This is a genomic window from Pseudomonas sp. PDM19 (genome assembly GCF_014852215.1).
In the GTDB taxonomy this organism is placed as follows: domain Bacteria; phylum Pseudomonadota; class Gammaproteobacteria; order Pseudomonadales; family Pseudomonadaceae; genus Pseudomonas.
Map to the genome: position 1 here is coordinate 1,081,922 of NZ_JACVBG010000003.1, position 21,767 is coordinate 1,103,688.

At 64.7% G+C, this 21,767-nt stretch carries 21 protein-coding genes; 14 read left to right on the forward strand and 7 right to left on the reverse strand.

The window, feature by feature from the left end; translation table 11 throughout:
* Window positions 1-9 precede the first annotated feature (9 nt).
* Both ftsB and ispD read left to right on the forward strand, forming a co-directional pair.
* On the forward strand, window positions 10-294 hold the full coding sequence (gene ftsB / locus IB273_RS20925; protein WP_041711814.1) for a cell division protein FtsB: 285 nt from the start codon (window positions 10-12) through the stop codon (window positions 292-294).
* Window positions 291-989 carry a 2-C-methyl-D-erythritol 4-phosphate cytidylyltransferase gene (ispD, locus tag IB273_RS20930; protein WP_192224928.1) on the forward strand — a complete coding sequence of 233 codons (699 nt, stop codon included), beginning with the start codon at window positions 291-293 and terminating at the stop codon, window positions 987-989. The genes ftsB and ispD overlap by 4 nt, the downstream gene beginning before the upstream one ends.
* A 236-nt stretch (window positions 990-1,225) precedes the next feature.
* Here ispD and yedF read toward each other — a convergent pair whose 3' ends face one another.
* The 3 genes from yedF to IB273_RS20945 all read right to left on the reverse strand — a co-directional run bounded on the left by yedF (window position 1,226) and on the right by IB273_RS20945 (window position 3,628).
* Window positions 1,226-1,474, reverse strand: coding sequence for a sulfurtransferase-like selenium metabolism protein YedF (yedF, locus tag IB273_RS20935; RefSeq protein ID WP_081517905.1), 249 nt, complete (start codon window positions 1,472-1,474; stop codon window positions 1,226-1,228).
* Window positions 1,440-2,666, reverse strand: coding sequence for a selenium metabolism membrane protein YedE/FdhT (yedE, locus tag IB273_RS20940; protein WP_192224929.1), 1,227 nt, complete (start codon window positions 2,664-2,666; stop codon window positions 1,440-1,442). Before yedE ends, yedF begins: the two co-directional genes overlap by 35 nt.
* Window positions 2,667-2,734: 68 nt before the next feature.
* Complete coding sequence (locus tag IB273_RS20945; protein WP_081517907.1) at window positions 2,735-3,628, reverse strand: LysR substrate-binding domain-containing protein; 894 nt, start codon at window positions 3,626-3,628, stop codon at window positions 2,735-2,737.
* Window positions 3,629-3,844: 216 nt separating this feature from the next.
* On the opposite strand from IB273_RS20945, the gene IB273_RS20950 reads away from it, so the two are divergent.
* The 8 genes from IB273_RS20950 to rpoS all read left to right on the forward strand — a co-directional run bounded on the left by IB273_RS20950 (window position 3,845) and on the right by rpoS (window position 10,871).
* The gene (locus tag IB273_RS20950) at window positions 3,845-4,957 is read left to right on the forward strand and encodes an S-(hydroxymethyl)glutathione dehydrogenase/class III alcohol dehydrogenase (protein WP_192224930.1); all 1,113 of its coding nucleotides are present in this window, start codon (window positions 3,845-3,847) and stop codon (window positions 4,955-4,957) included.
* Between the two features lie 45 nt (window positions 4,958-5,002).
* Window positions 5,003-5,854, forward strand: a complete 852-nt coding sequence (fghA, locus tag IB273_RS20955) for an S-formylglutathione hydrolase (protein ID WP_081517909.1) — start codon at window positions 5,003-5,005, stop codon at window positions 5,852-5,854.
* A gap of 59 nt (window positions 5,855-5,913) precedes the next feature.
* Window positions 5,914-6,387 (forward strand): 2-C-methyl-D-erythritol 2,4-cyclodiphosphate synthase, encoded by a 474-nt coding sequence (gene ispF / locus IB273_RS20960; protein WP_081517910.1) that lies wholly within the window; start codon window positions 5,914-5,916, stop codon window positions 6,385-6,387.
* Window positions 6,384-7,442 carry a tRNA pseudouridine(13) synthase TruD gene (gene truD, locus IB273_RS20965; protein ID WP_192224931.1) on the forward strand — a complete coding sequence of 353 codons (1,059 nt, stop codon included), beginning with the start codon at window positions 6,384-6,386 and terminating at the stop codon, window positions 7,440-7,442. Before ispF ends, truD begins: the two co-directional genes overlap by 4 nt.
* Complete coding sequence (gene surE, locus IB273_RS20970; protein ID WP_081517912.1) at window positions 7,430-8,188, forward strand: 5'/3'-nucleotidase SurE; 759 nt, start codon at window positions 7,430-7,432, stop codon at window positions 8,186-8,188. The genes truD and surE overlap by 13 nt, the downstream gene beginning before the upstream one ends.
* Before the next feature lie 25 nt (window positions 8,189-8,213).
* The gene (locus IB273_RS20975; RefSeq protein ID WP_139791561.1) at window positions 8,214-8,849 is read left to right on the forward strand and encodes a protein-L-isoaspartate(D-aspartate) O-methyltransferase; all 636 of its coding nucleotides are present in this window, start codon (window positions 8,214-8,216) and stop codon (window positions 8,847-8,849) included.
* A 73-nt stretch (window positions 8,850-8,922) separates the two neighbouring features.
* Window positions 8,923-9,771, forward strand: a complete 849-nt coding sequence (locus IB273_RS20980) for a peptidoglycan DD-metalloendopeptidase family protein (protein ID WP_081517914.1) — start codon at window positions 8,923-8,925, stop codon at window positions 9,769-9,771.
* Window positions 9,772-9,866: 95 nt separating this feature from the next.
* Window positions 9,867-10,871 carry an RNA polymerase sigma factor RpoS gene (rpoS, locus tag IB273_RS20985; protein WP_045210031.1) on the forward strand — a complete coding sequence of 335 codons (1,005 nt, stop codon included), beginning with the start codon at window positions 9,867-9,869 and terminating at the stop codon, window positions 10,869-10,871.
* A gap of 435 nt (window positions 10,872-11,306) precedes the next feature.
* On the opposite strand, the gene fdxA is transcribed toward rpoS, so the two are convergent.
* Window positions 11,307-11,630 carry a ferredoxin FdxA gene (fdxA, locus tag IB273_RS20990; protein ID WP_015476292.1) on the reverse strand — a complete coding sequence of 108 codons (324 nt, stop codon included), beginning with the start codon at window positions 11,628-11,630 and terminating at the stop codon, window positions 11,307-11,309.
* Window positions 11,631-11,695: 65 nt separating this feature from the next.
* Window positions 11,696-14,269 carry a DNA mismatch repair protein MutS gene (gene mutS / locus IB273_RS20995; RefSeq protein ID WP_192224932.1) on the reverse strand — a complete coding sequence of 858 codons (2,574 nt, stop codon included), beginning with the start codon at window positions 14,267-14,269 and terminating at the stop codon, window positions 11,696-11,698.
* An 82-nt stretch (window positions 14,270-14,351) separates the two neighbouring features.
* On the opposite strand from mutS, the gene IB273_RS21000 reads away from it, so the two are divergent.
* The 3 genes from IB273_RS21000 to recX all read left to right on the forward strand — a co-directional run bounded on the left by IB273_RS21000 (window position 14,352) and on the right by recX (window position 16,475).
* Window positions 14,352-14,864 carry a CinA family protein gene (locus IB273_RS21000; RefSeq protein ID WP_081517916.1) on the forward strand — a complete coding sequence of 171 codons (513 nt, stop codon included), beginning with the start codon at window positions 14,352-14,354 and terminating at the stop codon, window positions 14,862-14,864.
* Window positions 14,865-14,949: 85 nt separating this feature from the next.
* A complete protein-coding gene (recA, locus tag IB273_RS21005) occupies window positions 14,950-16,005 on the forward strand; it encodes a recombinase RecA (RefSeq protein WP_192224933.1) in 1,056 nt (351 codons plus the stop codon).
* Window positions 16,006-16,010: 5 nt separating this feature from the next.
* On the forward strand, window positions 16,011-16,475 hold the full coding sequence (gene recX / locus IB273_RS21010; RefSeq protein ID WP_192224934.1) for a recombination regulator RecX: 465 nt from the start codon (window positions 16,011-16,013) through the stop codon (window positions 16,473-16,475).
* Window positions 16,476-16,536: 61 nt separating this feature from the next.
* Here recX and IB273_RS21015 read toward each other — a convergent pair whose 3' ends face one another.
* Window positions 16,537-17,610, reverse strand: a complete 1,074-nt coding sequence (locus IB273_RS21015) for a TIGR00730 family Rossman fold protein (RefSeq protein WP_081517919.1) — start codon at window positions 17,608-17,610, stop codon at window positions 16,537-16,539.
* Window positions 17,611-17,777: 167 nt separating this feature from the next.
* Window positions 17,778-19,199, reverse strand: coding sequence for an MBL fold metallo-hydrolase RNA specificity domain-containing protein (locus tag IB273_RS21020; protein WP_192224935.1), 1,422 nt, complete (start codon window positions 19,197-19,199; stop codon window positions 17,778-17,780).
* A gap of 125 nt (window positions 19,200-19,324) precedes the next feature.
* Here IB273_RS21020 and IB273_RS21025 point away from each other — a divergent pair, with 125 nt between their 5' ends.
* Complete coding sequence (locus IB273_RS21025; protein WP_192224936.1) at window positions 19,325-21,730, forward strand: xylulose 5-phosphate 3-epimerase; 2,406 nt, start codon at window positions 19,325-19,327, stop codon at window positions 21,728-21,730.
* Window positions 21,731-21,767 lie beyond the last annotated feature (37 nt).

The following is a 21,767-nucleotide window of genomic DNA, read 5'->3' on the forward strand; positions in this document are numbered from 1 at the left end:
GCTGATGGTTTGAGGTTACGTAGCCCTTACTGGCTGTTCGTCGTGCTGATCCTGGCGCTGGCCGGCCTGCAGTATCGCCTGTGGATTGGCGATGGCAGTCTGGCGCAGGTGCGCGACCTGCAGAAGCAGATCGCCGACCAGCAGGGCGAGAACGAGCGCCTGCTCGAGCGTAACCGCATCCTCGAGGCGGAAGTCGCCGAGCTCAAGAAAGGCACCGAGACCGTCGAGGAGCGTGCGCGCCACGAACTCGGCATGGTCAAGGACAAGGAAACCCTCTACCAGCTCGCGCAATGACCACACCCGCCTTCTGGGCCGTGATCCCGGCCGCCGGCATCGGTTCGCGGATGCGCGCCGACCGCCCCAAGCAATACCTCGACCTTGCCGGTCGCAGCATTCTCGAACGCACCCTCGACTGCTTCCTCGGCCATCCCCGGCTGAAGGGTCTGGTGGTGTGCCTGGCCGCCGACGATCCCTGGTGGCCGACCTTGCCGAGTGCTTCCAACGAACTGATCCAGCGTGCCGACGGTGGCCGCGAGCGCGCCGATTCCGTGCTCAATGGCCTGCTGCGCCTGACCGAGCTGGGCGCTGGCAGTGACGACTGGGTGCTGGTGCACGACGCCGCCCGGCCGAACCTGGCTCGCGCTGATCTGGATCGCCTGTTGGGCGAGCTGGAGTTCGACGCCGTGGGTGGCCTGCTCGGGGTTCCCGCGCGGGATACCCTGAAACGCGTTGGCGCTGACGGCCGCGTGGTGGAAACCATCGACCGCAGCGTGGTCTGGCAGGCCTATACCCCGCAGATGTTCCGCCTCGGCGCGCTGCACCGCGCGCTCGCCGATGCGCTGGTGGCCGATGCGGCCATCACCGACGAGGCCTCTGCCATGGAGTGGGCGGGCTATGCGCCGCGCATGGTGGAAGGGCGGGTGGACAACATCAAAGTCACCACCCCGGAAGACCTGCAGCGCCTGCAGCGCAATCTCGCCAAGCACTGAATCCCGTCGGCACCGCTGCTCCGGCATATCCGGACCCTGTAGAAGCGAGGGGGACGCCATCGTTTTTCTCGCGAACCCGCCCGGCACCGAAGCTGTAGGGCGAATAATCTGGAACAGATTATCCGCCGGCGTTGTGCGGCGGATAACGCTGGCGCGTTATGCGCCCTACGACTGTAGGAGTGCGCCATGCGCACGATCGCGGGCACGGCCCGCTCCTACAGGTTGAGCGCCGGGCATCAGCCCAGCAGCGGCACCTCGATCAGGAAGCGGAACAGCGCCCCGTGCTGTTCCACCGCCAGGCAGTGATAGCCATGGCGCTTCGTGTCTTCCGGAATGCCGTGCACTGACTGCGAACAGTCGGTGATCACCTCCAGCAGATCGCCTGGCTTGAGCGTCTCCAGGGTTTCCAGGGTGGCGATGGCGTTGTAGGGGCAGTGTTCGCCGCGCAGATCAAGCGACAGCGTCGGCGTCTTGGTGTCGGGCATCGGACGGTTTCCGTTTACGGGTGAAGCGTTGCGCGTTGAGTTGTACCAGCAGCATGCACAGGGCGAGGCCGGCGAAGGTGATCAGCAGGCCGCCGCCAGGGCCGAACTCCTGCAACAGATTGAGCTTGGGATAGGGCAGGGCAAGGCTGGTGCCGAGCTGGTCCCAGTACACCGCGACCAGGGTGCCGCCGATGACGTTGCCGACGCCTACCACCCAGAAGTGCACCTGGCCTTCCATCGAGCGATACATCCAGCCCGTTTCGCAGCCGCCGGCCAGCACGATGCCGATGCCGAACAGCACACCACCGATCACGGCGTTCGGACCCATCCAGAAGATCTTCGGCGGCAGGCCGTTGTGGATCGCCGCGAAGGTGCCGACGCAGGCGGCCGCCATGCCCAGCAGGATACCCAGTGCGGCCTGGGTTCGGCCGGTGGTCCAGAGGTCACGGGCGGCGCTGGTGAAGCAGATCTGCGCGCGTTCGATCAGGCCGCCGAACAGCAGGCCGAACAGGCAGGCCATGCCCAGCACCAGCGAGACTTCGAAGCGCCAGGCAGCGAACAGCGCAGCGATCGCCAGCACGCCCATGCCCAGGCGCCATTGCAGCTTGGCACGGCGAGCGAGCGCTTCGGCAGTTGGCAGGGCGGCGGCCTTGCCGCCGACTTTGAGCGGAATGCGCAGGAAGGGCAGCAGGCTGATCTTCACGCCGAACCAGGCACCGATCACGGTGGAGAACATGAAGGCCCAGGCGTGCACGGAGAACATCGGGATGCCGGTGAAGAAGGCCGCCAGGTTGCAGCCCATCGCCAGGCGCGCGCCGAATCCGGCGATCACTCCGCCGACCAGGCCCTGCAGCAGGCGGCGCTTGCTGGTCGGCCAGCGCAGGCTGACGTTGCCGGCCCAGAGCGCGCAGACCAGCGCGCCGAGAAACATGCCGATGATCATCACGCCATCGATGCGGTCGAGCGGCGTGCCTTGGAGGCCGATGATCTTGAAGTAGCTCCATTCCTGGGGCTGCAGGCCGAACCAGGACAGCACGTGGCCGCCCCAGCGGGTGAACTCGCCGGTGACTGCCCAGAAGGTGCCGGTCATGGCGAAGTAGTAGGCGGAGATGACGCCCAGGGCAACCAGGGTTGGCAGGGGCGACCAGAAGCGCAGCAGATAGCGCTCCCGGAAAGAAGATAGGGCTGACATCTCGTCGTCCTTGATCCGAAGGGTGGGAAACCGCCCATTCTAGCCAACGCGTCTTTCAGGCGCTTGTTTCAGGGCAACGGAGTGGGTTGAAGATGCTGCAGGCCTTCCTTCAGATGATCCACCAGCTGCCGCACCTTGGGCGACAGGTGCCGTTGCTGTGGATAAAGCGCCCAGACCCCCGTGTTGGGCGGCTGGTGCGCATCCAGCAGGGACACCAGGCGGCCGCTGCGCAGGTGTTCCAGTACGTAGTAGTCCGGCAACTGGCACAGTCCGAAGCCGCGTAGCGCTGCATCGAGCACAGCCTGGCCGCTGTTGCAGCGCCAGTTGCCCTGTACCCGGTGCTGGGTTTCGCGGCCGTCCTCGAGGAAGCTCCACTGGTCGCTGCTGCCCACCAGGCAGTTGTGTTGCGCCAGTTCCGCGACGCTCTGTGGTGCGCCGTGACGCGCCAGATAGTCCGGGGTAGCGCAGAGATACATCACGCGCGGCGCCAGGCGAGTCGCCACGAGCCGCGAATCGCTCAGGCGGCCGAGGCGGATCGCCAGGTCGAAGCCTTCGTGGAGCAGATCAAGCTGACGGTTGGACAGTTCGATCTCCACCCGCAGTTGCGGAAACTGCGCCATGAATTCGTTCACCAGCGGCACCACGAAGCGCTCGCCGTAGGCCACGGCGCAGGTCATGCGCAGCAGGCCCTTGGGCTCGGCGGACAGATCGCTGACCGCGCGCAGTGCCTCCTCGCGGGCATCCTGCAGGCGTCGGCAGTGCTGCAGGAAGGTCTGCCCGGCTTCGCTCAGCGTCACCTTTCGCGTGCTGCGGTAGAGCAGGCGCGTCTGCAGTCGCTCTTCCAGTCTCGCGACCTGGCGGCTGACGTGCGACGAAGAAACCCCTAGGCGTTCGGCGGCGGCGGTGAATTGGCCGGTTTCGGCGACGGCGACGAATTCGTCCAGTCCTTCCCAGCGGTGCATCTGGATTATCCCTGTATGGCAATAATGTTTTGATTATTGCCTGATTATTCCCTGAAACGGGGTTTTCTACACTTCCAAGGCTTTGGGGCGTGCTTTTGCCGCGCTGCCCCGAACGCTCCCCGACGTGGCCCAGGCCCGTCCCGGTTTCTCGGCCACCGCGCCGAATCCGTCCGCCCCAGGCGGGCGTTGTCGTTTCCTTCGTTCAGGAGTTTCCCGATGATCAAGTCCCGTGCCGCCGTCGCCTTCGCCCCCAACAAGCCGTTGGAAATCGTCGAAGTGGATGTTGCGCCGCCGCAGAAGGGCGAAGTGCTGGTGCGCATCGTCGCCACCGGCGTCTGCCACACTGACGCGTACACCCTGTCCGGCCAGGATTCCGAAGGCGTGTTCCCGTGCATCCTGGGCCACGAGGGTGGCGGCATTGTCGAAGCGGTGGGCGAGGGCGTGACCTCGCTGAAAGTGGGCGACCACGTGATCCCGCTGTACACCGCCGAATGCCGCGAGTGCAAATTCTGCAAATCCGGCAAAACCAACCTCTGCCAGGCCGTGCGCGCCACCCAGGGCAAGGGGCTGATGCCCGACGGCACCAGCCGCTTCTCCTACAAGGGCGAGCCGATCTTCCACTACATGGGCTGCTCGACCTTCTCCGAGTACACCGTGCTGCCGGAAATCTCCCTGGCGAAGATCCCCGAGGAGGCGCCGCTGGAGAAGGTCTGCCTGCTCGGTTGCGGTGTGACCACCGGCATCGGCGCCGTGCTGAACACTGCCAAGGTGGAAGAGGGCGCTACCGTCGCCATCTTCGGCCTGGGCGGCATCGGCCTGGCGGCGATCATCGGCGCGAAGATGGCCAAGGCCTCGCGCATCATCGCGGTGGACATCAACCCGGCGAAGTTCGACATCGCCAAGGAACTGGGCGCCACCGACTTCGTCAATCCGAAGGATCATCAGAAGCCGATTCAGGAAGTCATCGTCGAAATGACCGATGGCGGCGTGGACTATTCCTTCGAGTGCGTGGGCAACGTCCAGTTGATGCGTGCGGCGCTGGAGTGCTGCCACAAGGGCTGGGGCGAATCCACCATCATCGGCGTCGCCGGTGCCGGCCAGGAAATCAGCATCCGTCCGTTCCAGCTGGTCACCGGCCGCGTCTGGCGCGGTTCCGCCTTCGGCGGCGTGAAGGGCCGCACCGAGCTGCCGAGCTACGTGGAGAAGGCGCAGAAGGGCGAAATCCCGCTGGATACCTTCATCACCCACACCATGGGCCTGGAGAAGATCAACGAGGCCTTTGACCTGATGCACGAAGGCAAGAGCATCCGCTCCGTCATCCATTACTGATCGAACCGCCGGGCGCGCCACGCGCCCGGCCTCACAGGAGGCTCCATGACGGATTCCATCGAACTCATCAGCACCCAGAAGAGCTTCGGCGGCTGGCACCAGCGCTACCGCCACCGTTCCGCAACCCTGGGCTGCGACATGGTCTTCGCGGTCTATCTGCCGCCCCAGGCCGAGCCCGAGGCGGGCTTGCCGGTGCTGTACTGGCTGTCCGGCCTGACCTGCACCGACGAGAACTTCATGCAGAAGGCCGGCGCGCAGCGCATGGCCGCCGAGCTGGGGATTGTCATCGTCGCGCCGGACACCAGCCCGCGCGGGCCGGAAGTGCCGGGCGATCCAGATGGCGCCTGGGACTTCGGCCTTGGCGCCGGCTTCTACGTCAATGCCACCCAGGAACCCTGGGCGCGCCACTACCGGATGCACGATTACGTGGTGCAGGAGTTGCCTGCACTGATCGAGGCGAACTTCCCGGTTTCCCAGAAGCGCGGCATCAGCGGCCACTCCATGGGTGGCCATGGCGCGTTGATCTGCGCCCTGCGCAACCCGGGCCGCTACCTGTCGCTGTCGGCCTTTGCGCCCATCACCCATCCCAGCGATTGCCCATGGGGGCAGAAGGCCCTGGGCCGCTTCCTGGGTGAAGACCCGGCGGCCTGGCGTGAGTGGGATGCCGTGGAACTGCTGGCGAATGCCAGTGAGCGCCTGCCGATCCTGGTGGACCAGGGCGAGCGCGACGACTTCCTCGCCGTGCAGCTCAAGCCCGAAGCCCTGCGCGAAGCGGCCGCTGCGGTCGGCCATCCGCTGGACCTGCGCCTGCAGCCCGGCTACGACCACAGCTACTACTTCATTGCGAGCTTCATCGATGATCACCTGCGCCACCACGCTGCGGCGCTCTGTGGCTGACACCCTCGGGGCAGTGATCCGGTAGAATCGACGCCCTGACATCTACAGGGCGTTATTTCATGCGTATCGGACATGGCTACGACGTGCACCGCTTCGGCGAGGGCGACTTCATCACCCTCGGCGGCGTGCGTATTCCCCACAAGTTCGGGCTCGTCGCCCACTCCGACGGCGACGTGCTGTTGCACGCGCTCTCCGATGCCCTGCTGGGCGCCTGCGCGCTGGGCGATATCGGCAAGCACTTCCCCGACACCGACCCGCAGTTCAAGGGTGCCGACAGCCGCGCGCTGCTGCGCCACGTGCTGAGCCTGGTGGAAGCCAAGGGCTGGAAGGTGGAAAACGTCGACACCACCATCATCGCCCAGGCGCCGAAGATGGCGCCGCACATCCAGAGCATGCGCGAGAGCATCGCCGCCGACCTGAAGGTCGAACTGGACCAGGTCAACGTCAAGGCCACCACCACCGAGAAACTCGGCTTCACCGGCCGAGAAGAGGGCATCGCGGTCCACGCTGTCGCCTTGCTGGTTCGCGCATGACGGAGCTGGAACTGCTGGGCCCGCGCGCCCATGGCGATGCCTGCGGAAGCGCCGTGCTCAAGGCCGTGGCGGAAGATTTCCAGGTCGACGAAGTGCTGGACATCCCGCTCTCCGGCGACGGCGAACACCTCTGGCTGTGGGTCGAGAAGCGCGGCCTGAACACCGAAGAAGCCGCCCGTCGCCTGGCCCGTGCCGCCGGCGTACCGGTGAAGATGATCAGCTACGCCGGCCTCAAGGATCGCCAGGCGCTGACCCGCCAGTGGTTCAGCCTGCACCTGCCGGGCAAGTCCGATCCGGACCTGGCCGCCGCCGAGGACGACAGCCTGCGCATCCTCGAGCGCAATCGCCATCGCCGCAAACTGCAACGCGGCGCCCATTCGGCCAACGGCTTCACCCTGCGCCTGACCGAGTTGCAGGCCGATCGCGAACAGCTCGAAGCGCGCCTGAAGGCCCTGGTCGCCCAGGGCGTGCCGAACTACTTCGGTACTCAGCGTTTCGGCCATGACGGCGGCAACGTCTTCGATGCCCGTGGCTTCGCCGAGCGTGGCAAGTTGCCGGAACATCGCAACATGCGCTCGCGGATGCTCTCGGCGGCCCGCAGCTTCATCTTCAATCAGGTGCTGGCCCGCCGCGTCGCGGAAGGCACCTGGAATCAGGCGCGGGTCGGCGACCTGCTGGCGTTCACCGACAGCCGCAGCTTCTTCCCCGCTGGCGAAGCGGAGTGCTCCGACCCGCGCCTCGCCGCGCTCGACCTGCACCCCACCGGTCCGATGTGGGGCGAGGGCGATTCACCGGCGACGAACCAGCCCGGAGAGATCGAAAGCAACGTACAGCAAGCGGAGATGGCGCTTTGCCAGTGGCTCGCCAGTGCGGACATGGCGCACGAACGGCGCATTCTGCGCCTCCCCATCCCGGGTCTTACATGGCATTATCCCGCCCCTGACATTCTGCAACTGGAATTCGTCCTGCCGGCTGGCTGCTTCGCCACCGTGGTAGTGCGCGAGCTGATCGACCTCGTGCCGGCAGGGCAGACGGAAAGCCCATGCGCATATTGATTGCCAACGACGACGGGGTCACTGCACCCGGTATCGCCGCGCTTCACGACGCGCTGTCCGACTATGCGGACTGCATCGTGATCGCCCCGGAAGCCGATCGTAGCGGAGCGAGTAGTTCGCTGACGCTGGATCGGCCGCTGCATCCCCATCGCCTGGGCAATGGATTCATCAGCCTCAACGGCACCCCGACCGACTGCGTGCACCTGGGCCTCAACGGCCTGCTCGAAGAAGTGCCGGAGATGGTCGTCTCGGGCATCAACCTGGGCGCCAACCTGGGCGACGACGTACTCTATTCGGGCACCGTGGCAGCGGCCCTGGAGGGGCGTTTCCTGTCCCGCCCGGCCTTTGCCTTCTCGCTGTGCTCGCGCCTGACCGACAACCTGCCGGCCGCCATGCACTTCGCCCGCCTGCTGGTGGAGTCCCACGAGAAGCTCGAGCTGCCGCCGCGCACCGTGCTCAACGTGAATATTCCCAACCTGCCGCTGGAGCGCATCAAGGGTATCCAGCTGACCCGCCTGGGGCATCGTGCCCGCGCCAAGCCGCCGGTCAAGGTGGTCAATCCGCGTGGCAAGGAAGGCTACTGGATCGCCGCTGCCGGCGATGCCGAGGATGGCGGCGAGGGCACCGATTTCCACGCGGTCATGCAGGGTTACGTGTCGATCACGCCGCTGCAGATGGACCGGACCTTCCGGGAGGCGTTCAATGTCCTTGGCGACTGGCTCGGAGGGCTCGACCATGGCCAATGAATTGTCGCGTCGCGGCGGGATCGGCATGACTTCCCAGCGCACCCGCGAGCGTCTGATCCAGCGTCTCTACGAAGAGGGCCTGTCCAACGCCCGCGTGCTGGAAGTGATCCGTCGTACGCCGCGCCACCTGTTCGTCGACGAGGCGCTCTCGCACCGCGCCTACGAAGACACCGCTCTGCCCATCGGGCACAACCAGACCATCTCGCAGCCCTTCATGGTGGCGCGGATGACCGAGTTGCTGCTGGCCGCCGGCCCGCTCGACAAGGTGCTGGAGATCGGCACCGGCTCCGGCTACCAGACCGCCGTGCTGTCGCAACTGGTGGAGCGGGTGTTCTCCGTCGAGCGCATCCAGGCCCTGCAGGATCGCGCCAAGGAGCGACTTGCGGAGCTAAACCTGAGAAATGTTGTCTTTCGTTGGGGCGATGGCTGGGAAGGCTGGCCCGCCCTAGCGCCTTACAACGGCATCATTGTCACCGCGGCAGCGGCCGAGGTCCCGCAGGCGCTGCTGGACCAGCTGGCGCCTGGGGGGCGGCTGGTGATTCCGGTCGGCGGCGGCGAGGTGCAGCAACTGATGCTGATCGTCCGCACCGAGGACGGCTTCCAGCGCCAGGTGCTGGATTCCGTACGCTTCGTCCCGCTGCTCAACGGTCCGCTAGGCTGAGAGCAAGCCGGTCAAGTCTGCGGTAACTGCCGGCCAGTGAGGCTGGACGTCAATTCATGGATAAGGGGGATGGGTGAGCTTGACAGCGACCCTGTGTCAACGGAACTGGATCAAGGGCCTGGGCCACGCTGTGGTGGCCATTGCCGTCTGCTCTCTGCTGGCGGCCTGTTCTTCGACTTCGCGCAGCACCACGACCGTGGTGGACCGCAATGCCCAGCAGAAGCCGGCTGTCACCAGTGGGCAGTATCTGGTGCGCCGCGGTGACACGCTGTACTCCATCGCCTTCCGTTACGGCTGGGACTGGAAAGCCCTGGCCGCGCGCAACAACATCTCCGCGCCGTACACCATTCGCCCCGGCCAAACCATCCGCTTCGATGGTGGCTCGTCGACAGCACCGTCTGTCGCAAAAAATACGACGCCTGTCGCTCCAGTCGTAGTCAACAAACCGACATCCACACCGGCAACCGCCAGCAAACCGACCACGCCTGCTGTCACGACTCCGGCGCAGCCCCCCGCCAGCGGCGGAACTCCGGCGGTTGCAGGGGGGGCTCCGGGGGGCTGGATATGGCCGACCAATGGCACTCTCATTGGGCGTTTTGCATCAAACGGCAGTTTGAATAAAGGGATTGATATAGGCGGGCAATTGGGCCAGCCTGTCCTGGCTGCGTCTAATGGCACGGTGGTGTACGCCGGTAGTGGTTTGCGGGGCTACGGCGAACTCGTGATCATCAAGCACAGCGATACCTACGTGAGCGCCTACGGTCACAACCGCAGGTTGCTGGTGCGGGAAGGGCAACAGGTCAAAGTCGGGCAGAACATTGCCGAGATGGGCTCCACAGGGACCGACCGGGTGAAGCTGCACTTCGAGATTCGCCGCCAGGGTAAACCTGTAGATCCGCTGCAATACCTGCCAAGTCGTTGACGCTTGCTGTTCCCCTGCGTGGGTGAGCGGGCCTAGGTGTCCTAAGGATAAGGAAGCACCTGGGTTTGTTGTCGAACTCAGCAAGGGATAACGACATGGCACTTAAAAAAGAAGGGCCGGAGTTTGACGTCGATGATGAAGTGCTCCTGCTGGAGCCTGGCATCATCCTCGAAGAGTCATTTGCCGAAGAGCAGGTATCGCTTCGAGTCACTCCTAAAGCCACCTCACTCTCGTCTCTCAAGCAACACAAGCACATCGACTACAGCCGCGCGCTCGACGCGACCCAGCTGTATCTGAATGAAATCGGTTTCTCGCCGCTCCTGACTCCGGAAGAGGAAGTCCATTTCGCGCGTCTCGCGCAGAAGGGCGACCCGGCCGGTCGGCGGCGAATGATCGAAAGCAACCTGCGTCTGGTGGTGAAGATCGCGCGACGTTACGTCAACCGCGGCCTTTCCCTGCTCGACCTGATCGAAGAGGGCAACCTCGGGCTGATCCGCGCGGTGGAGAAATTCGACCCCGAACGTGGCTTCCGCTTCTCCACCTATGCAACCTGGTGGATTCGTCAGACCATCGAACGGGCCATCATGAATCAGACCCGCACCATTCGTTTGCCGATCCATGTGGTGAAGGAACTCAATGTCTACCTGCGGGCCGCTCGCGAGCTGACCCACAAGCTGGACCACGAGCCGTCGCCCGAGGAAATCGCCAACCTGCTCGAGAAGCCGGTGGAAGAGGTCAAGCGGATGCTTGGTCTGAACGAGCGGGTCACTTCGGTGGATGTTTCCCTCGGCCCGGATTCGGACAAGACCCTGCTCGATACCCTGACCGACGACCGTCCCACTGATCCCTGCGAACTGCTGCAGGACGACGACCTCAGCGAGAGCATCGACCTTTGGCTGTCGGAGTTGACCGACAAGCAGCGCGAGGTGGTGATTCGCCGCTTCGGCCTGCGTGGCCATGAAAGCAGTACCCTGGAGGAAGTCGGCCAGGAAATCGGCCTGACTCGCGAGCGTGTCCGGCAGATCCAGGTCGAGGCCCTCAAGCGTCTGCGCGAGATTCTCGAGAAGAACGGCCTGTCGAGCGACGCACTGTTCCAGTAGCGTTCAGGTCGACAACGAAGAAGCCCGGATGATTCCGGGCTTTTTTATGCGTCGCGATGTAAGCATTCGCTTACACAGTGTGTGAGTGTTCAGCTTGAAGTGTCGCCAGCTTTGACGTCTATTTTTCTTATCTTATTGTTTTGTAAGCATTTTATTTCAATGATGGGGCGCTGGCGGTGGTGGATGCGCGGAAGTGTCCCAGTTGCCGCGTTCCGGCAGGCGGGTAATATCACTCCTGCGTACACGGAAAGGCGCAGGCCGGTAAGGATGTCGGTCAGGACCCACCGCAGGATGCGGTTCATCAGGATGATGAAGAAGGGAAGAAAGAGTGGGCGGGTTATCCCGCCCCTTTTTTTGCCTGCAGAAAAGTGAAGCATCCAGATGCAGAAAGGCCCGCACCAGGCGGGCCTTTTCTATTTCCGGAGGTGCTGGAAATCAGCGCTCCAGATACTGCATCTTGTTCGGCTTGCCGTCCCACTCTTCGGCGTCCGGCAGGGAGTCCTTCTTCTCGGTGATGTTCGGCCATACATCGGCCAGATCCTTGTTCAGCTCGATGAACTCCTGCATGCCATCCGGGACCTCGTCCTCGGAGAAGATCGCCTGTGCCGGGCACTCCGGTTCGCACAGGGCGCAGTCAATGCACTCATCCGGGTGGATGACCAGGAAGTTCGGGCCTTCGTAGAAGCAGTCCACCGGGCATACTTCCACGCAGTCGGTGTATTTGCACTTGATGCAGTTGTCGGTGACGACGAAGGTCATTTCTAATTTTCTCCTCAGGCGGGCGGCTAAGCGCGCGCGATTCTAGCAGCTTGTCCAGCGGTCCGTCAGACCCGCATCTTCCATGCATATAACAATTCGAGAGCTTGACGCGGAGTCAGGTCATCGGGGCTGACACGCATCAGCTCTTCGACGATCGGGTGCGGCAGGCTGGCGAACAGGTCGCTTTGCAGTGGTGCCGGGCTTTTCGGGTCGGTCGAACGCGGTGCTTCATGGGGCAGGCTGGTGGTTTCCAGGCGCGACAGATGCTCGCGGGCGCGCTGAATTACCGCACCCGGCACACCGGCCAATTGTGCAACCGCAAGACCATAACTCTGGCTGGCGGGACCGGGCAGTACGTGGTGCAGGAACACGATGCGCTCGTTGTGTTCGGTGGCGTTCAGGTGAACGTTGGCCACCGCCGGCTCGCTTTCGGGCAGCACGGTCAGCTCGAAATAGTGCGTCGCGAACAGGGTAAAGGCGCGAAGTTTGGCCAGGTGTTCGGCGGCCGACCAGGCCAGCGACAGGCCGTCGAAGGTGCTGGTACCGCGGCCCACTTCGTCCATCAGCACCAGGCTGCGGTCGCTGGCGTTGTGCAGGATGTTCGCGGTTTCGCTCATCTCCACCATGAAGGTGGAGCGGCCACCGGCGAGGTCGTCGGAGGAGCCGATACGGGTGAAAATTCGGTCCACGAGGGACAGTTCACAACGCGCAGCCGGGACGAAACTGCCGATGTGCGCTAGCAGCACGATCAGCGCTGTTTGTCGCATATAGGTCGATTTACCGCCCATGTTCGGGCCGGTAATCACCAGCATGCGGGTGTCTTCGTCGAGGTTCAGGTCGTTGGCGACGAAGGGCGTATCCAGCACCTGCTCGACCACCGGGTGGCGGCCTTGCTCGATCAGGATGCCGGACTCTTCGACGAAGCGCGGGCGGTTCAGGTCGAGGTTCAGTGCACGCTCGGCGAGGTTGGACAGCACGTCCAGTTCGGCCAGGGCGGCAGCGGTGTCCTGCAGTGGCGCCAGTTGGCCGATCAGAAGTTCCAGCAGTTCTTCGTAGAGTTGCTTCTCGCGAGCCAGGGCACGGCTTTGAGCTGACAGCGCCTTGTCTTCGAAGGCCTTCAGTTCCGGCGTGATGAAGCGCTCGGCGCCTTTCAGGGTCTGGCGGCGGATGTAGTCGGCGGGTGCCTGTTCGGCCTGCACACGGGGCAGTTCGATGTAGTAGCCGTGGATGCGGTTGTAGCCGACCTTCAGGTTTGGCAGGCCGGTGCGGGCCTTCTCGCGAGTCTCCAGATCCATCAGGTACTGGCCGGCGTTCTCGCTGAGCATCTGCAGTTCGTCCAACTCGGCGTCGTAGCCGCGGGCGATGACGCCGCCGTCGCGGATCACGGCCGGCGGGTTCTCGATCACTGCGCGGGCCAGCAGGTCGGCCAGTTCCGGGTAGGTGCGGATGCTGACGGCCAATTCGCCCAGGTGCGGGGCTTCCAGCTCGGTCATGCCAGTCTGCAGCTCCGGCAGGGCGGCGAGGGCGTCGCGCAGGCGCGCGAGGTCGCGCGGGCGGGCATTGCGCAGGCCGATTCGGGCGAGAATTCGTTCGACGTCACCGATTTCCTTCAGCTGCGGCTGGAGGATTTCGAAGCGATAGCGCTCCAGCAGGCAGGCAATGGACTCCTGGCGGGCTTCGAGGACGGCTCGGTCACGCAGCGGTCGGTTCAGCCAGCGGGTCAGCAGGCGGCTGCCCATGGCAGTCTGGCAACGGTCGACTACCGACTGCAGCGTGTTGTCGCGGCCGCCAGCGAGGTTGGTGTCCAGCTCCAGGTTGCGGCGGCTGGCGCCATCGAGGATCACGGTGTCGTCGATCCGCTCGTGACGCAGGCTGCGCAGGTGCGGCAAGGCGGTGCGCTGGGTTTCCTTGGCGTAGGTCAGCAGGCAGCCGGCCGCACCGATAGCCAGGGTGAGTTCCTGGCAGCCGAAGCCCTTGAGGTCCTGCACGCCGAACTGCTGGCACAGGCCCTTCTTCGCCGAGTCACGATCGAAGTCCCAGGGGGCGCGGCGGTGTGCGCCACGGCGCTTTTCCGCCGGCAGGCCCTGGGGCCAGTCGTCGGGGATCAGCAGCTCGGCGGGGTTCAGGCGCTCCAGTTCGGCCAGCAGGGTTTCCCAGCCTTTTATTTCCTGGACGTTGAAGCGGCCGCTGGTGATGTCCAGCACGGCCAGGCCGAACAGGCGCTCGTCGCCCAGCACGGCGGCGATCAGGTTGTCGCGGCGCTCGTCGAGCAGCGCTTCGTCGCTGACGGTGCCGGGGGTCAGGATGCGTACAACCTGGCGTTCAACCGGCCCCTTGCTGGTGGCCGGGTCGCCGATCTGTTCGCAGATCACCACCGATTCGCCGAGCTTCACCAGCTTGGCCAGGTAGCCTTCGGCGGAATGGAAGGGAATGCCGGCCATGGGAATGGAGTTGCCGGCGGACTGGCCGCGTGCGGTCAGTGTGATATCCAGCAGTTTGGCGGCCTTCTTGGCGTCCTCGTAGAACAGCTCGTAGAAGTCGCCCATGCGGTAGAACATCAGTTGGTCCGGATGCTGGTTCTTCAGCCTCCAGTACTGCTGCATCATCGGTGTGTGGGCGGAGAGGTCGCTCTGACTCATGGCTTCTGGCTGTCCGGCTTCAACATGCAAAAGCGCCTAGTGTACGGTATCCGCCTGGCCTTCTTTAACCCCGGAGCGCACTGTGCCCGTTACCGATTCCTTTATTACTGAACTCTCCTCCCGGCTTGGCGCGCGGCTGGCTGCCAACAAATTGCGCGTCACCACCGCCGAATCCTGCACAGGTGGCGGCATTGCCGAGGCGATCACCCGTATATCCGGAAGCTCCGCCTGGTTCGAGGCAGGCTACGTCACGTACTCCAACAGCCAGAAGACGCGTCAGCTGGATGTGCCGGCCGAGCTGTTCCCGCAAGTCGGCGCGGTGAGCCGTGAGGTGGTCGAGGCCATGGTGGACGGTGCGTTGCCGCGCAGTGGCGCGGATATCGCCGTAGCGGTCAGCGGTATTGCCGGACCGGATGGTGGTTCTGCCGAGAAACCCGTGGGTACCGTCTGGCTGGCCTGGAGGAAAGGCGCACAGGTGTTCAGTGAACGCCGTCTGTATGCCGGTGATCGGGAAGCTGTTCGCCGGCAGACCGTGGCGACCGCTCTGGAAGGGCTATTGCGACTGGCGGACGGGGAAAATCCGATTCAGGGGTAGGCGAGCGGCTTGCCCTGTGGAATAATACTGTCTACTTATACAGTTGTTCGTGGCCGCCCGGCCGCCTGACTTCGCGAGGACTTCAATGGACGACAACAAGAAGCGCGCCCTGGCCGCGGCCCTGGGACAGATCGAACGCCAATTCGGCAAAGGCGCGGTCATGCGCATGGGCGACCATGAGCGCCAGGCAATCCCCGCCATCTCCACCGGCTCGCTGGGCCTGGACATCGCGCTGGGCATCGGCGGTCTGCCGCGCGGCCGTATCGTCGAGATCTACGGCCCGGAATCCTCGGGTAAGACCACGCTGACCCTGTCGGTCATCGCCCAGGCGCAGAAAATCGGCGCCACCTGCGCCTTCGTCGACGCCGAACACGCCCTGGACCCGGACTACGCCGGCAAGCTGGGCGTCAACGTCGACGACCTGCTGGTTTCCCAGCCGGACACCGGCGAACAGGCCCTGGAAATCACCGACATGCTGGTGCGCTCCAATGCCGTTGACGTGATCATCGTCGACTCCGTAGCGGCCCTGGTACCCAAGGCCGAAATCGAAGGCGAGATGGGCGATCAGCACGTCGGCCTGCAGGCCCGCCTGATGTCCCAGGCGCTGCGCAAGATCACCGGCAACATCAAGAACGCCAACTGCCTGGTCATCTTCATCAACCAGATCCGCATGAAGATCGGCGTGATGTTCGGCAACCCGGAAACCACCACCGGTGGTAACGCGCTGAAGTTCTACTCCTCCGTCCGTCTCGACATCCGCCGTACCGGCGCGGTGAAGGAAGGCGACGAAGTGGTCGGCAGCGAAACCCGCGTCAAGGTCGTGAAGAACAAGGTTGCTCCGCCGTTCCGTCAGGCCGAGTTCCAGATCATGTACGGCCGCGGCATCTACCGCACCGGCGAGATCATCGACCTGGGCGTACAGCTGGGCCTGATCGAGAAGTCCGGCGCCTGGTACAGCTACCAGGGCAGCAAGATCGGCCAGGGTAAGGCGAATGCCGCCAAGTTCCTGGAAGACAACGCCGAGGTCTGCGCCACCCTGGACAAGGCTATCCGTGATCAGCTGCTGTCCAAGCAGACTCCGCCGACCAAGGCCGAGCTCGCTGCGGCGGAAGCCGAAGCAGAAGCTGAAGCCGACTACTGATAGCGATGGCCGTCGAGCTCGATAACCCCGTCGCGGTGAGGCGGGTCGCCATGGACCTGCTGGCAAGACGCGAGCATGGCCGGGCCGAGCTCTCACGCAAGCTGCGGCAACGCGGCGCCACGCAGGACCTGATCGATCCCGCCCTCGACCGTCTGGCCGAGGAAGGGCTGCTCAACGAAAGCCGCTACCTGGAAAGCTACATCGCCAGCCGTGCGCGGGCCGGTTACGGTCCGGTGCGGATTCGCGAGGAGCTGTCGCAACGTGGTCTGCCCCGTAGCGAGATCGACGGTGCGCTGAGCGAGTCGGATGTCGACTGGAGTGAAAACCTGCGTGAGGTCTGGCGCCGCAAGTTCGCCCGACTGCCGCAGGACGCTCGCGAGCGAGCCCAGCAGGGCCGGTTCCTGAGCTATCGGGGCTACTCGATGGAAGCCATCAGCCGGCTTCTGAGCGGTCGACGATCAGATGATTGAACGAAAAAGGCACCCACCGGGTGCCTTTTTTGTTTTCTTGCTCTGGAAGTTGCCCAGGAAATCAGCGCTCCCAGTTCTCCGGCTGGTTGATGAAGTTCAGCAGTTCCCTCAGGCGCCCCTGGTCACGGCCGTTGAAGGCGAAGGCCAGGCGGGTCAGGTGGGAGAACTCCGGCTCGTCCAGTTCCGATTCGCTGTAGGGCTGCTGGTGGAAGCCATCAGTGACGCACAGGCTGCCGAACTCGCGCTCCAGCAACTGCAGTGCGCGCACGCTCAGCGGGTGGTTCAGGCGGATCACGAAGCGATCCTTGAGCCAGCGGCTGGAGTGGAAGTTGCTGTAGAACTGGGCGATTTCCTCGGCGGCTTCCTCGGCGGTGTGAACAAGTTTCATCAGGTTCATGTCGCTGGGCAGGATATAGCCGTTGTCTTCCAGCTGTTCCTTGATGAATTCCAGGGCGTGGTCCCAGTAGTGCCCACCCGGTTGGTCCAGCAACACGATCGGTACCAGCGGGCTCTTGCCGGTCTGGATCAGCGTCAGTACTTCCAGTGCTTCGTCCAGCGTGCCGAAGCCGCCGGGGCAGAGCACCAGGGCATCGGCCTCCTTGACGAAGAACAGCTTGCGCAGGAAGAAGAAGTGGAAGGACAGCAGGTTGCTGGTGCCGTCCACGGTGCGGTTGGCGTGCTGTTCGAAGGGCAACGTGATATTGAAGCCAAGGCTGTTTTCCAGCCCAGCGCCTTCGTGGGCCGCGGCCATGATGCCGCCGCCGGCGCCGGTGATGACCATCAGGTCGTAGCGGGCGAGGGTTTCGCCCAGTTCGCGGGCCAGGGCGTAGACGGGGTGGTCGGCCGGTGTACGGGCCGAGCCGAACACCGTGACTTTGCGGCGACGCTTGAACTGCTCCAGGGTGCTGAAGGCGTGCTCCATCTCGCGCAGGGTCTGCAGCATGATCTTGGCGTCCCAGCGGTTGCGGTCGGCCTGGGCCATGCGGGCCACGGTGGTGAGCATCTCGCGGTACAGCGGCAGGTTCTGGCTGTTTCCGGGGGCGGCCAGTTCGGCCAGTTCCTCGATCTTCTGTGCGAGGTCGGTGCCGCTGGTCTGGAAGTGTCTGGAGAGGTAGTCGTCGGGCTCATAGGGCATGTTGATACTCCTTGTTCATCAACCCCTGATCGCCTGTCCATGGGCGGCGCCGGCCACGCAAGGTGGCTCTGGTGTTGACGCATTGGCGCTTCGCCGCACGCACAGGGTTCAGCAGGAGGCCTGCCCAGTCTGGCACGCGGGGTGTGACAGTCGGTGAGGCCCCGATTTCAGATGGCGATCCGGTCTCCGGGCTCCGGAATGTTGGCCGTCCAGTTCAGGCGATCCTGGAGTGCACCCTTGAGTACATCCATCTTTTCCCGCTCGCCATGTATCAGGTATAGCTCGGGTTTGTTCTCGAAGTGGCCAACCCACTGAATTAATTGTGATTGTCCCGCGTGAGCGGAGAACCCTCCGAGGGTATGGATCTGCGCTTTCACGCTGATGCGCTGGCGCAGGATGCGTACCGTCTGGGCGCCGTCGACGATGGCGCGGCCCAACGTGCCCTTGGCCTGGAAGCCAGGGAAGACGATATGGCATTCCTCGCGCCAGAGGTTGTGCTTGAGGTGGTGGACGATGCGCCCTCCCGTGCACATGCCGCTGCCGGCGATGATGATGGCCCCGCTCTTGATCCGGTTCAGCGCCATGGATTCATCGGCGCTCTGGGTGGTGCGCAGGATCGGCAGCCACTCGCCGACCTTGGCCGTGCCGGTACCGCGCATGTACTCGCGGTCGACGTCGGCGATCTCGCCGATGTGTTGCAGGTAGATGTTGTTGGCCCGGGCGGCCATGGGACTGTCGAGGTAGACCACCTGCTGCGGCAGGCGACCTTCCTGGTAGAAGCGCCCGAGGTAGTAGATCAGGTCCTGGGTGCGGCCGACGGCGAACGACGGGATCAGCACGTTGCCGCCTTCGTTCTGCGCGCGTTGCAGGATGCCGGCCAGTTCCAGCAGAGTTTCGTTGGCTTCGCGGTGGTCGCGGTCGCCGTAGGTGGATTCCAGTAGCACTACGTCGGCGCGGGTCAGCGGGGTCGGCGTGCGCATCAGTGGCGAGCAGGTGCTGCCCAGGTCGCCGGAGAACACCAGGCGGCGGGTCGAGCCGAACTCATGGATTTCCAGTTCGACGATGGCCGAGCCGAGGATGTGCCCGGCGTTGTGGAAGGTCACGCGGATGCCGCGCGCTACGTCTACCGTGCTGCCATAGCTGACGCGGCGGCGCTGGTTCAGGGCGCGGGAAGCGTCTTCGACGGTGTACAGCGGCTTGACGGGCGGCTTGCCCAGGCGCGCGCGCCACTTGTTCTCCCATTCGGCGTCCTTCTCCTGGAGGTGCGCCGAGTCCATCAGCATCAGCTCCAGCAGGTCGCAGCAGGATTCGGTGGCGTAGATCGGACCCTTGTAGCCTTCCTTCGCCAGGCGCGGCAGCAGGCCGCTGTGGTCCAGGTGGGCGTGGGACAGGACGACGGCATCGAGCTCCTTCGGGTCGAAAGGGAAGGGCGTGCGGTTGGTCGCTTCGTTTTCGCGGGTACCCTTGTTGCCGCCGCGCCCCTGGCGCATCCCGCATTCGAGCAGCACGCGGACGCCGTCGCGGGTTTCCAGGAGGTAGCAGGAGCCGGTGACTTCCTGGATCGCGCCGATGAAAGTGAGAAGCGCCATGTCGTCTCCTTGTGGGAATTCTCTTTCAGCCTTGCTCGAATGGTCGGGGCGCTCGTTGATACATGTCAGCGCCGGTCCGATCCGTGGCGACCTAGACTTTCCTGCAAAGCCAAGGGAGAGCCGAGATGCCACAGATACTGCCCAGTCCCGAGGAACTCGACAGCCACGCGGCAGCCGAGCCGGAATTTGCCCGTTGGCGGCAAGGCCGTGGACCGCTTCAGCATAGCCCGCAGACCCAGGCGGCGGTCTTTCGTGTTGCTCATCAATTGGTCCAGTACGGTCTGCAGCCTGATCTGGCCAGCGTCTACCGACTGTTTGGCGCGCTGGACCGGCTGACCTGCGCCGGGCTCTGGCTGGTGGCGCACATGACCTACGCCAGGCGCGTCCGCCTTGATGGCGCTCCCTTGCAGGCCGAGGATTTCAAGGCGCAGCCCGAAGGGCACACCGGCGGGGCGCTGAACATGGTGCCGGCTTACGCCGGTTACCTCGCCCTGAATGCCCTGAGCGGCAAGACCCGCGGCTGGCTGATGGGGCAGGGGCACTGTGTGGCGGCGATCGACGCGCTCAACGTGCTCACCGGTAACCTGCATCCGGAACAGGCTGCCGCCTACGGAAGTGGCGCGGCTGGGCTGGATCGGCTGTTGCAGGACTTCTACAGCTACGCCCAGCAGCCGGACGGCAAGGTCGCCGCGCCGCTGGGCAGCCACGTCAACCCGCATACCGCTGGTGGCATTGCCGAAGGCGGCTACCTCGGCTTCGCCGAGCTGATGTATGCGCACATGCCGCTACCGGGCGAAACCCTGGTGGCGTTTCTTTCCGACGGCGCCGCCGAGGAACAGCGCGGCAGCGACTGGATTCCCCGCTGGTGGCGCGCCGAAGATTGCGGCACGGCGCTGCCGGTGATGATCGCCAACGGCCGGCGCATCGAGCAGCGTACCGACCTGGGCACCCACGAGGGACTGGAAGGCTTCAAGCTGCACCTGCGGCGCTGTGGCTTCGACCCGATCAGCTTCGATGGACGTGACCCGGCGGCATTCGTCTGCGCCCTGTGGGAAATGGAAGAACGCCTGCAACATCGCGTCGACGAGAAGGAGCGCGGCATCCTGCGCTATCCGCTGCCGATTCCCTATGGCATTGCCGAGACGACCAAGGGTTACGGCTTCTACGGGGCCGGCAGCAACGCCGCGCACAACCTGCCACTCCCGGGTAACCCCGGAGTGGACGCCGAGGCGCGCGAGCTGTTCAACCAGCATGCGGCGCCGCTGTGGGTGGAGCCGGAAGAGCTCGCCGAGGCCTGCGGCCTGTTCACTGCCTCGCGCAGCGGCCGGGTGTTGGAGCGGGACAACCCGTTGGCCGTGCGTCGGCCTATCGAACCTTCGATTCCGCCGCTGCATTACCGCAACGACGAATGCTCGCCCATGGCCGCGCTGGATCGCTTTTTCGTTGACCTGTGCGGCGCCAACCCGGACCTGCGCGCCCGCGTCGGCAACCCGGACGAGCTGGCGAGCAACCGCCTGGGCGGCGTGCTCAAGGCGCTGCGGCACCGGGTGAGTGAGCCGGAAAGCGATCTGGAGGCCGTGGATGGCCGGATCATCACCGCGCTCAACGAGGAAGCGGTGGTTTCCGCCTGCCTGGCCAACCAGGGTGGACTGAACCTGGTGGCCAGCTACGAAGCCTTCTGCGTGAAGATGCTCGGGGCCGTGCGCCAGACGCTGATTTTTGCCCGCCAGCAGAAGGAAGCCGGGCGTCCTGCGGGCTGGCTCGGCTGGCCGCTGGTGGCGACTTCGCATACGTGGGAGAACGGCAAGAACCAGCAGTCACACCAGGACACCACCTTCTGCGAGGCGCTGCTGGGCGAGATGAGCGACATGGTTCGGGTGGTTTTCCCGGCCGACCACAACAGTCACCTGGCCCTGCTGCCGGACATCTACCGCAGTCGCGGGCAACTGGCCTGCATCGTGGCACCCAAGCGCGAGCGTCCGGCCGTGTTCAACCAGGCCCAGGCGGAACAGCTGGCCCGCGATGGCGCGATCCTGATGGACGAACATCCCGGTGCCGAGCCACTGCTGCTGATCGCCAACGGCAGCTACCAACTGGCCGAGATGCGTCGCGCCGCGTTGCGGCTGGAGGAGGCCGGTTATCCGTATCGGTTGGTCTATCTGCAGGAGCCGGGGCGCTTCCGCGCGCCGCGTGACAACTGGGAGTTGCAGGCGCTGACGGATGAGTCCGTGGCCATGCGTTTGTTCCCAGACCATTACCAGCGCCGTGTGCTGCTCACTCACATGCGTCCGGAAGTGGCGCGCGGGCACCTCTGGCCGATCCTGCCGGACGCCTTGAAGACGGCGGTGCTGGGCTATCGCAACCAGGGCGGTACGCTGGACGAGGCGGGCATGCTGTTTGCCAACCGCTGCAGCTGGGCCCACGTGCTGGCGGCCTGCGCGCGGTTGCTGGATGTGCCGCGCAGCGCCTTGCTGGCGCCGGACGAAGCAGCGGCGGTGGCCGGCAAGGAGAACCCCGCCGTGCTGCGCTGACGAGCGCTGGCGCAACCGCCACAGGGCGGTTGCGCGG

What these genes read in the sequence shown, in the direction of transcription:
- rpoS (WP_045210031.1), top strand. Translation starts at nt 9,867, where the DNA reads ATGGCACTTAAAAAAGAAGGGCCGGAGTTTGACGTCGATGATGAAGTG.
- fghA (WP_081517909.1), top strand. Translation starts at nt 5,003, where the DNA reads ATGACGGATTCCATCGAACTCATCAGCACCCAGAAGAGCTTCGGCGGC.
- truD (WP_192224931.1), top strand. Translation starts at nt 6,384, where the DNA reads ATGACGGAGCTGGAACTGCTGGGCCCGCGCGCCCATGGCGATGCCTGC.
- surE (WP_081517912.1), top strand. Translation starts at nt 7,430, where the DNA reads ATGCGCATATTGATTGCCAACGACGACGGGGTCACTGCACCCGGTATC.
- fdxA (WP_015476292.1), bottom strand. Translation starts at nt 11,630, where the DNA reads ATGACCTTCGTCGTCACCGACAACTGCATCAAGTGCAAATACACCGAC.
- IB273_RS20975 (WP_139791561.1), top strand. Translation starts at nt 8,214, where the DNA reads ATGACTTCCCAGCGCACCCGCGAGCGTCTGATCCAGCGTCTCTACGAA.
- IB273_RS20950 (WP_192224930.1), top strand. Translation starts at nt 3,845, where the DNA reads ATGATCAAGTCCCGTGCCGCCGTCGCCTTCGCCCCCAACAAGCCGTTG.
- yedF (WP_081517905.1), bottom strand. Translation starts at nt 1,474, where the DNA reads ATGCCCGACACCAAGACGCCGACGCTGTCGCTTGATCTGCGCGGCGAA.
- IB273_RS21020 (WP_192224935.1), bottom strand. Translation starts at nt 19,199, where the DNA reads ATGGCGCTTCTCACTTTCATCGGCGCGATCCAGGAAGTCACCGGCTCC.
- IB273_RS20945 (WP_081517907.1), bottom strand. Translation starts at nt 3,628, where the DNA reads ATGCACCGCTGGGAAGGACTGGACGAATTCGTCGCCGTCGCCGAAACC.
- ispF (WP_081517910.1), top strand. Translation starts at nt 5,914, where the DNA reads ATGCGTATCGGACATGGCTACGACGTGCACCGCTTCGGCGAGGGCGAC.
- mutS (WP_192224932.1), bottom strand. Translation starts at nt 14,269, where the DNA reads ATGAGTCAGAGCGACCTCTCCGCCCACACACCGATGATGCAGCAGTAC.
- yedE (WP_192224929.1), bottom strand. Translation starts at nt 2,666, where the DNA reads ATGTCAGCCCTATCTTCTTTCCGGGAGCGCTATCTGCTGCGCTTCTGG.
- recA (WP_192224933.1), top strand. Translation starts at nt 14,950, where the DNA reads ATGGACGACAACAAGAAGCGCGCCCTGGCCGCGGCCCTGGGACAGATC.
- IB273_RS21025 (WP_192224936.1), top strand. Translation starts at nt 19,325, where the DNA reads ATGCCACAGATACTGCCCAGTCCCGAGGAACTCGACAGCCACGCGGCA.
- ispD (WP_192224928.1), top strand. Translation starts at nt 291, where the DNA reads ATGACCACACCCGCCTTCTGGGCCGTGATCCCGGCCGCCGGCATCGGT.
- recX (WP_192224934.1), top strand. Translation starts at nt 16,011, where the DNA reads ATGGCCGTCGAGCTCGATAACCCCGTCGCGGTGAGGCGGGTCGCCATG.
- IB273_RS21015 (WP_081517919.1), bottom strand. Translation starts at nt 17,610, where the DNA reads ATGCCCTATGAGCCCGACGACTACCTCTCCAGACACTTCCAGACCAGC.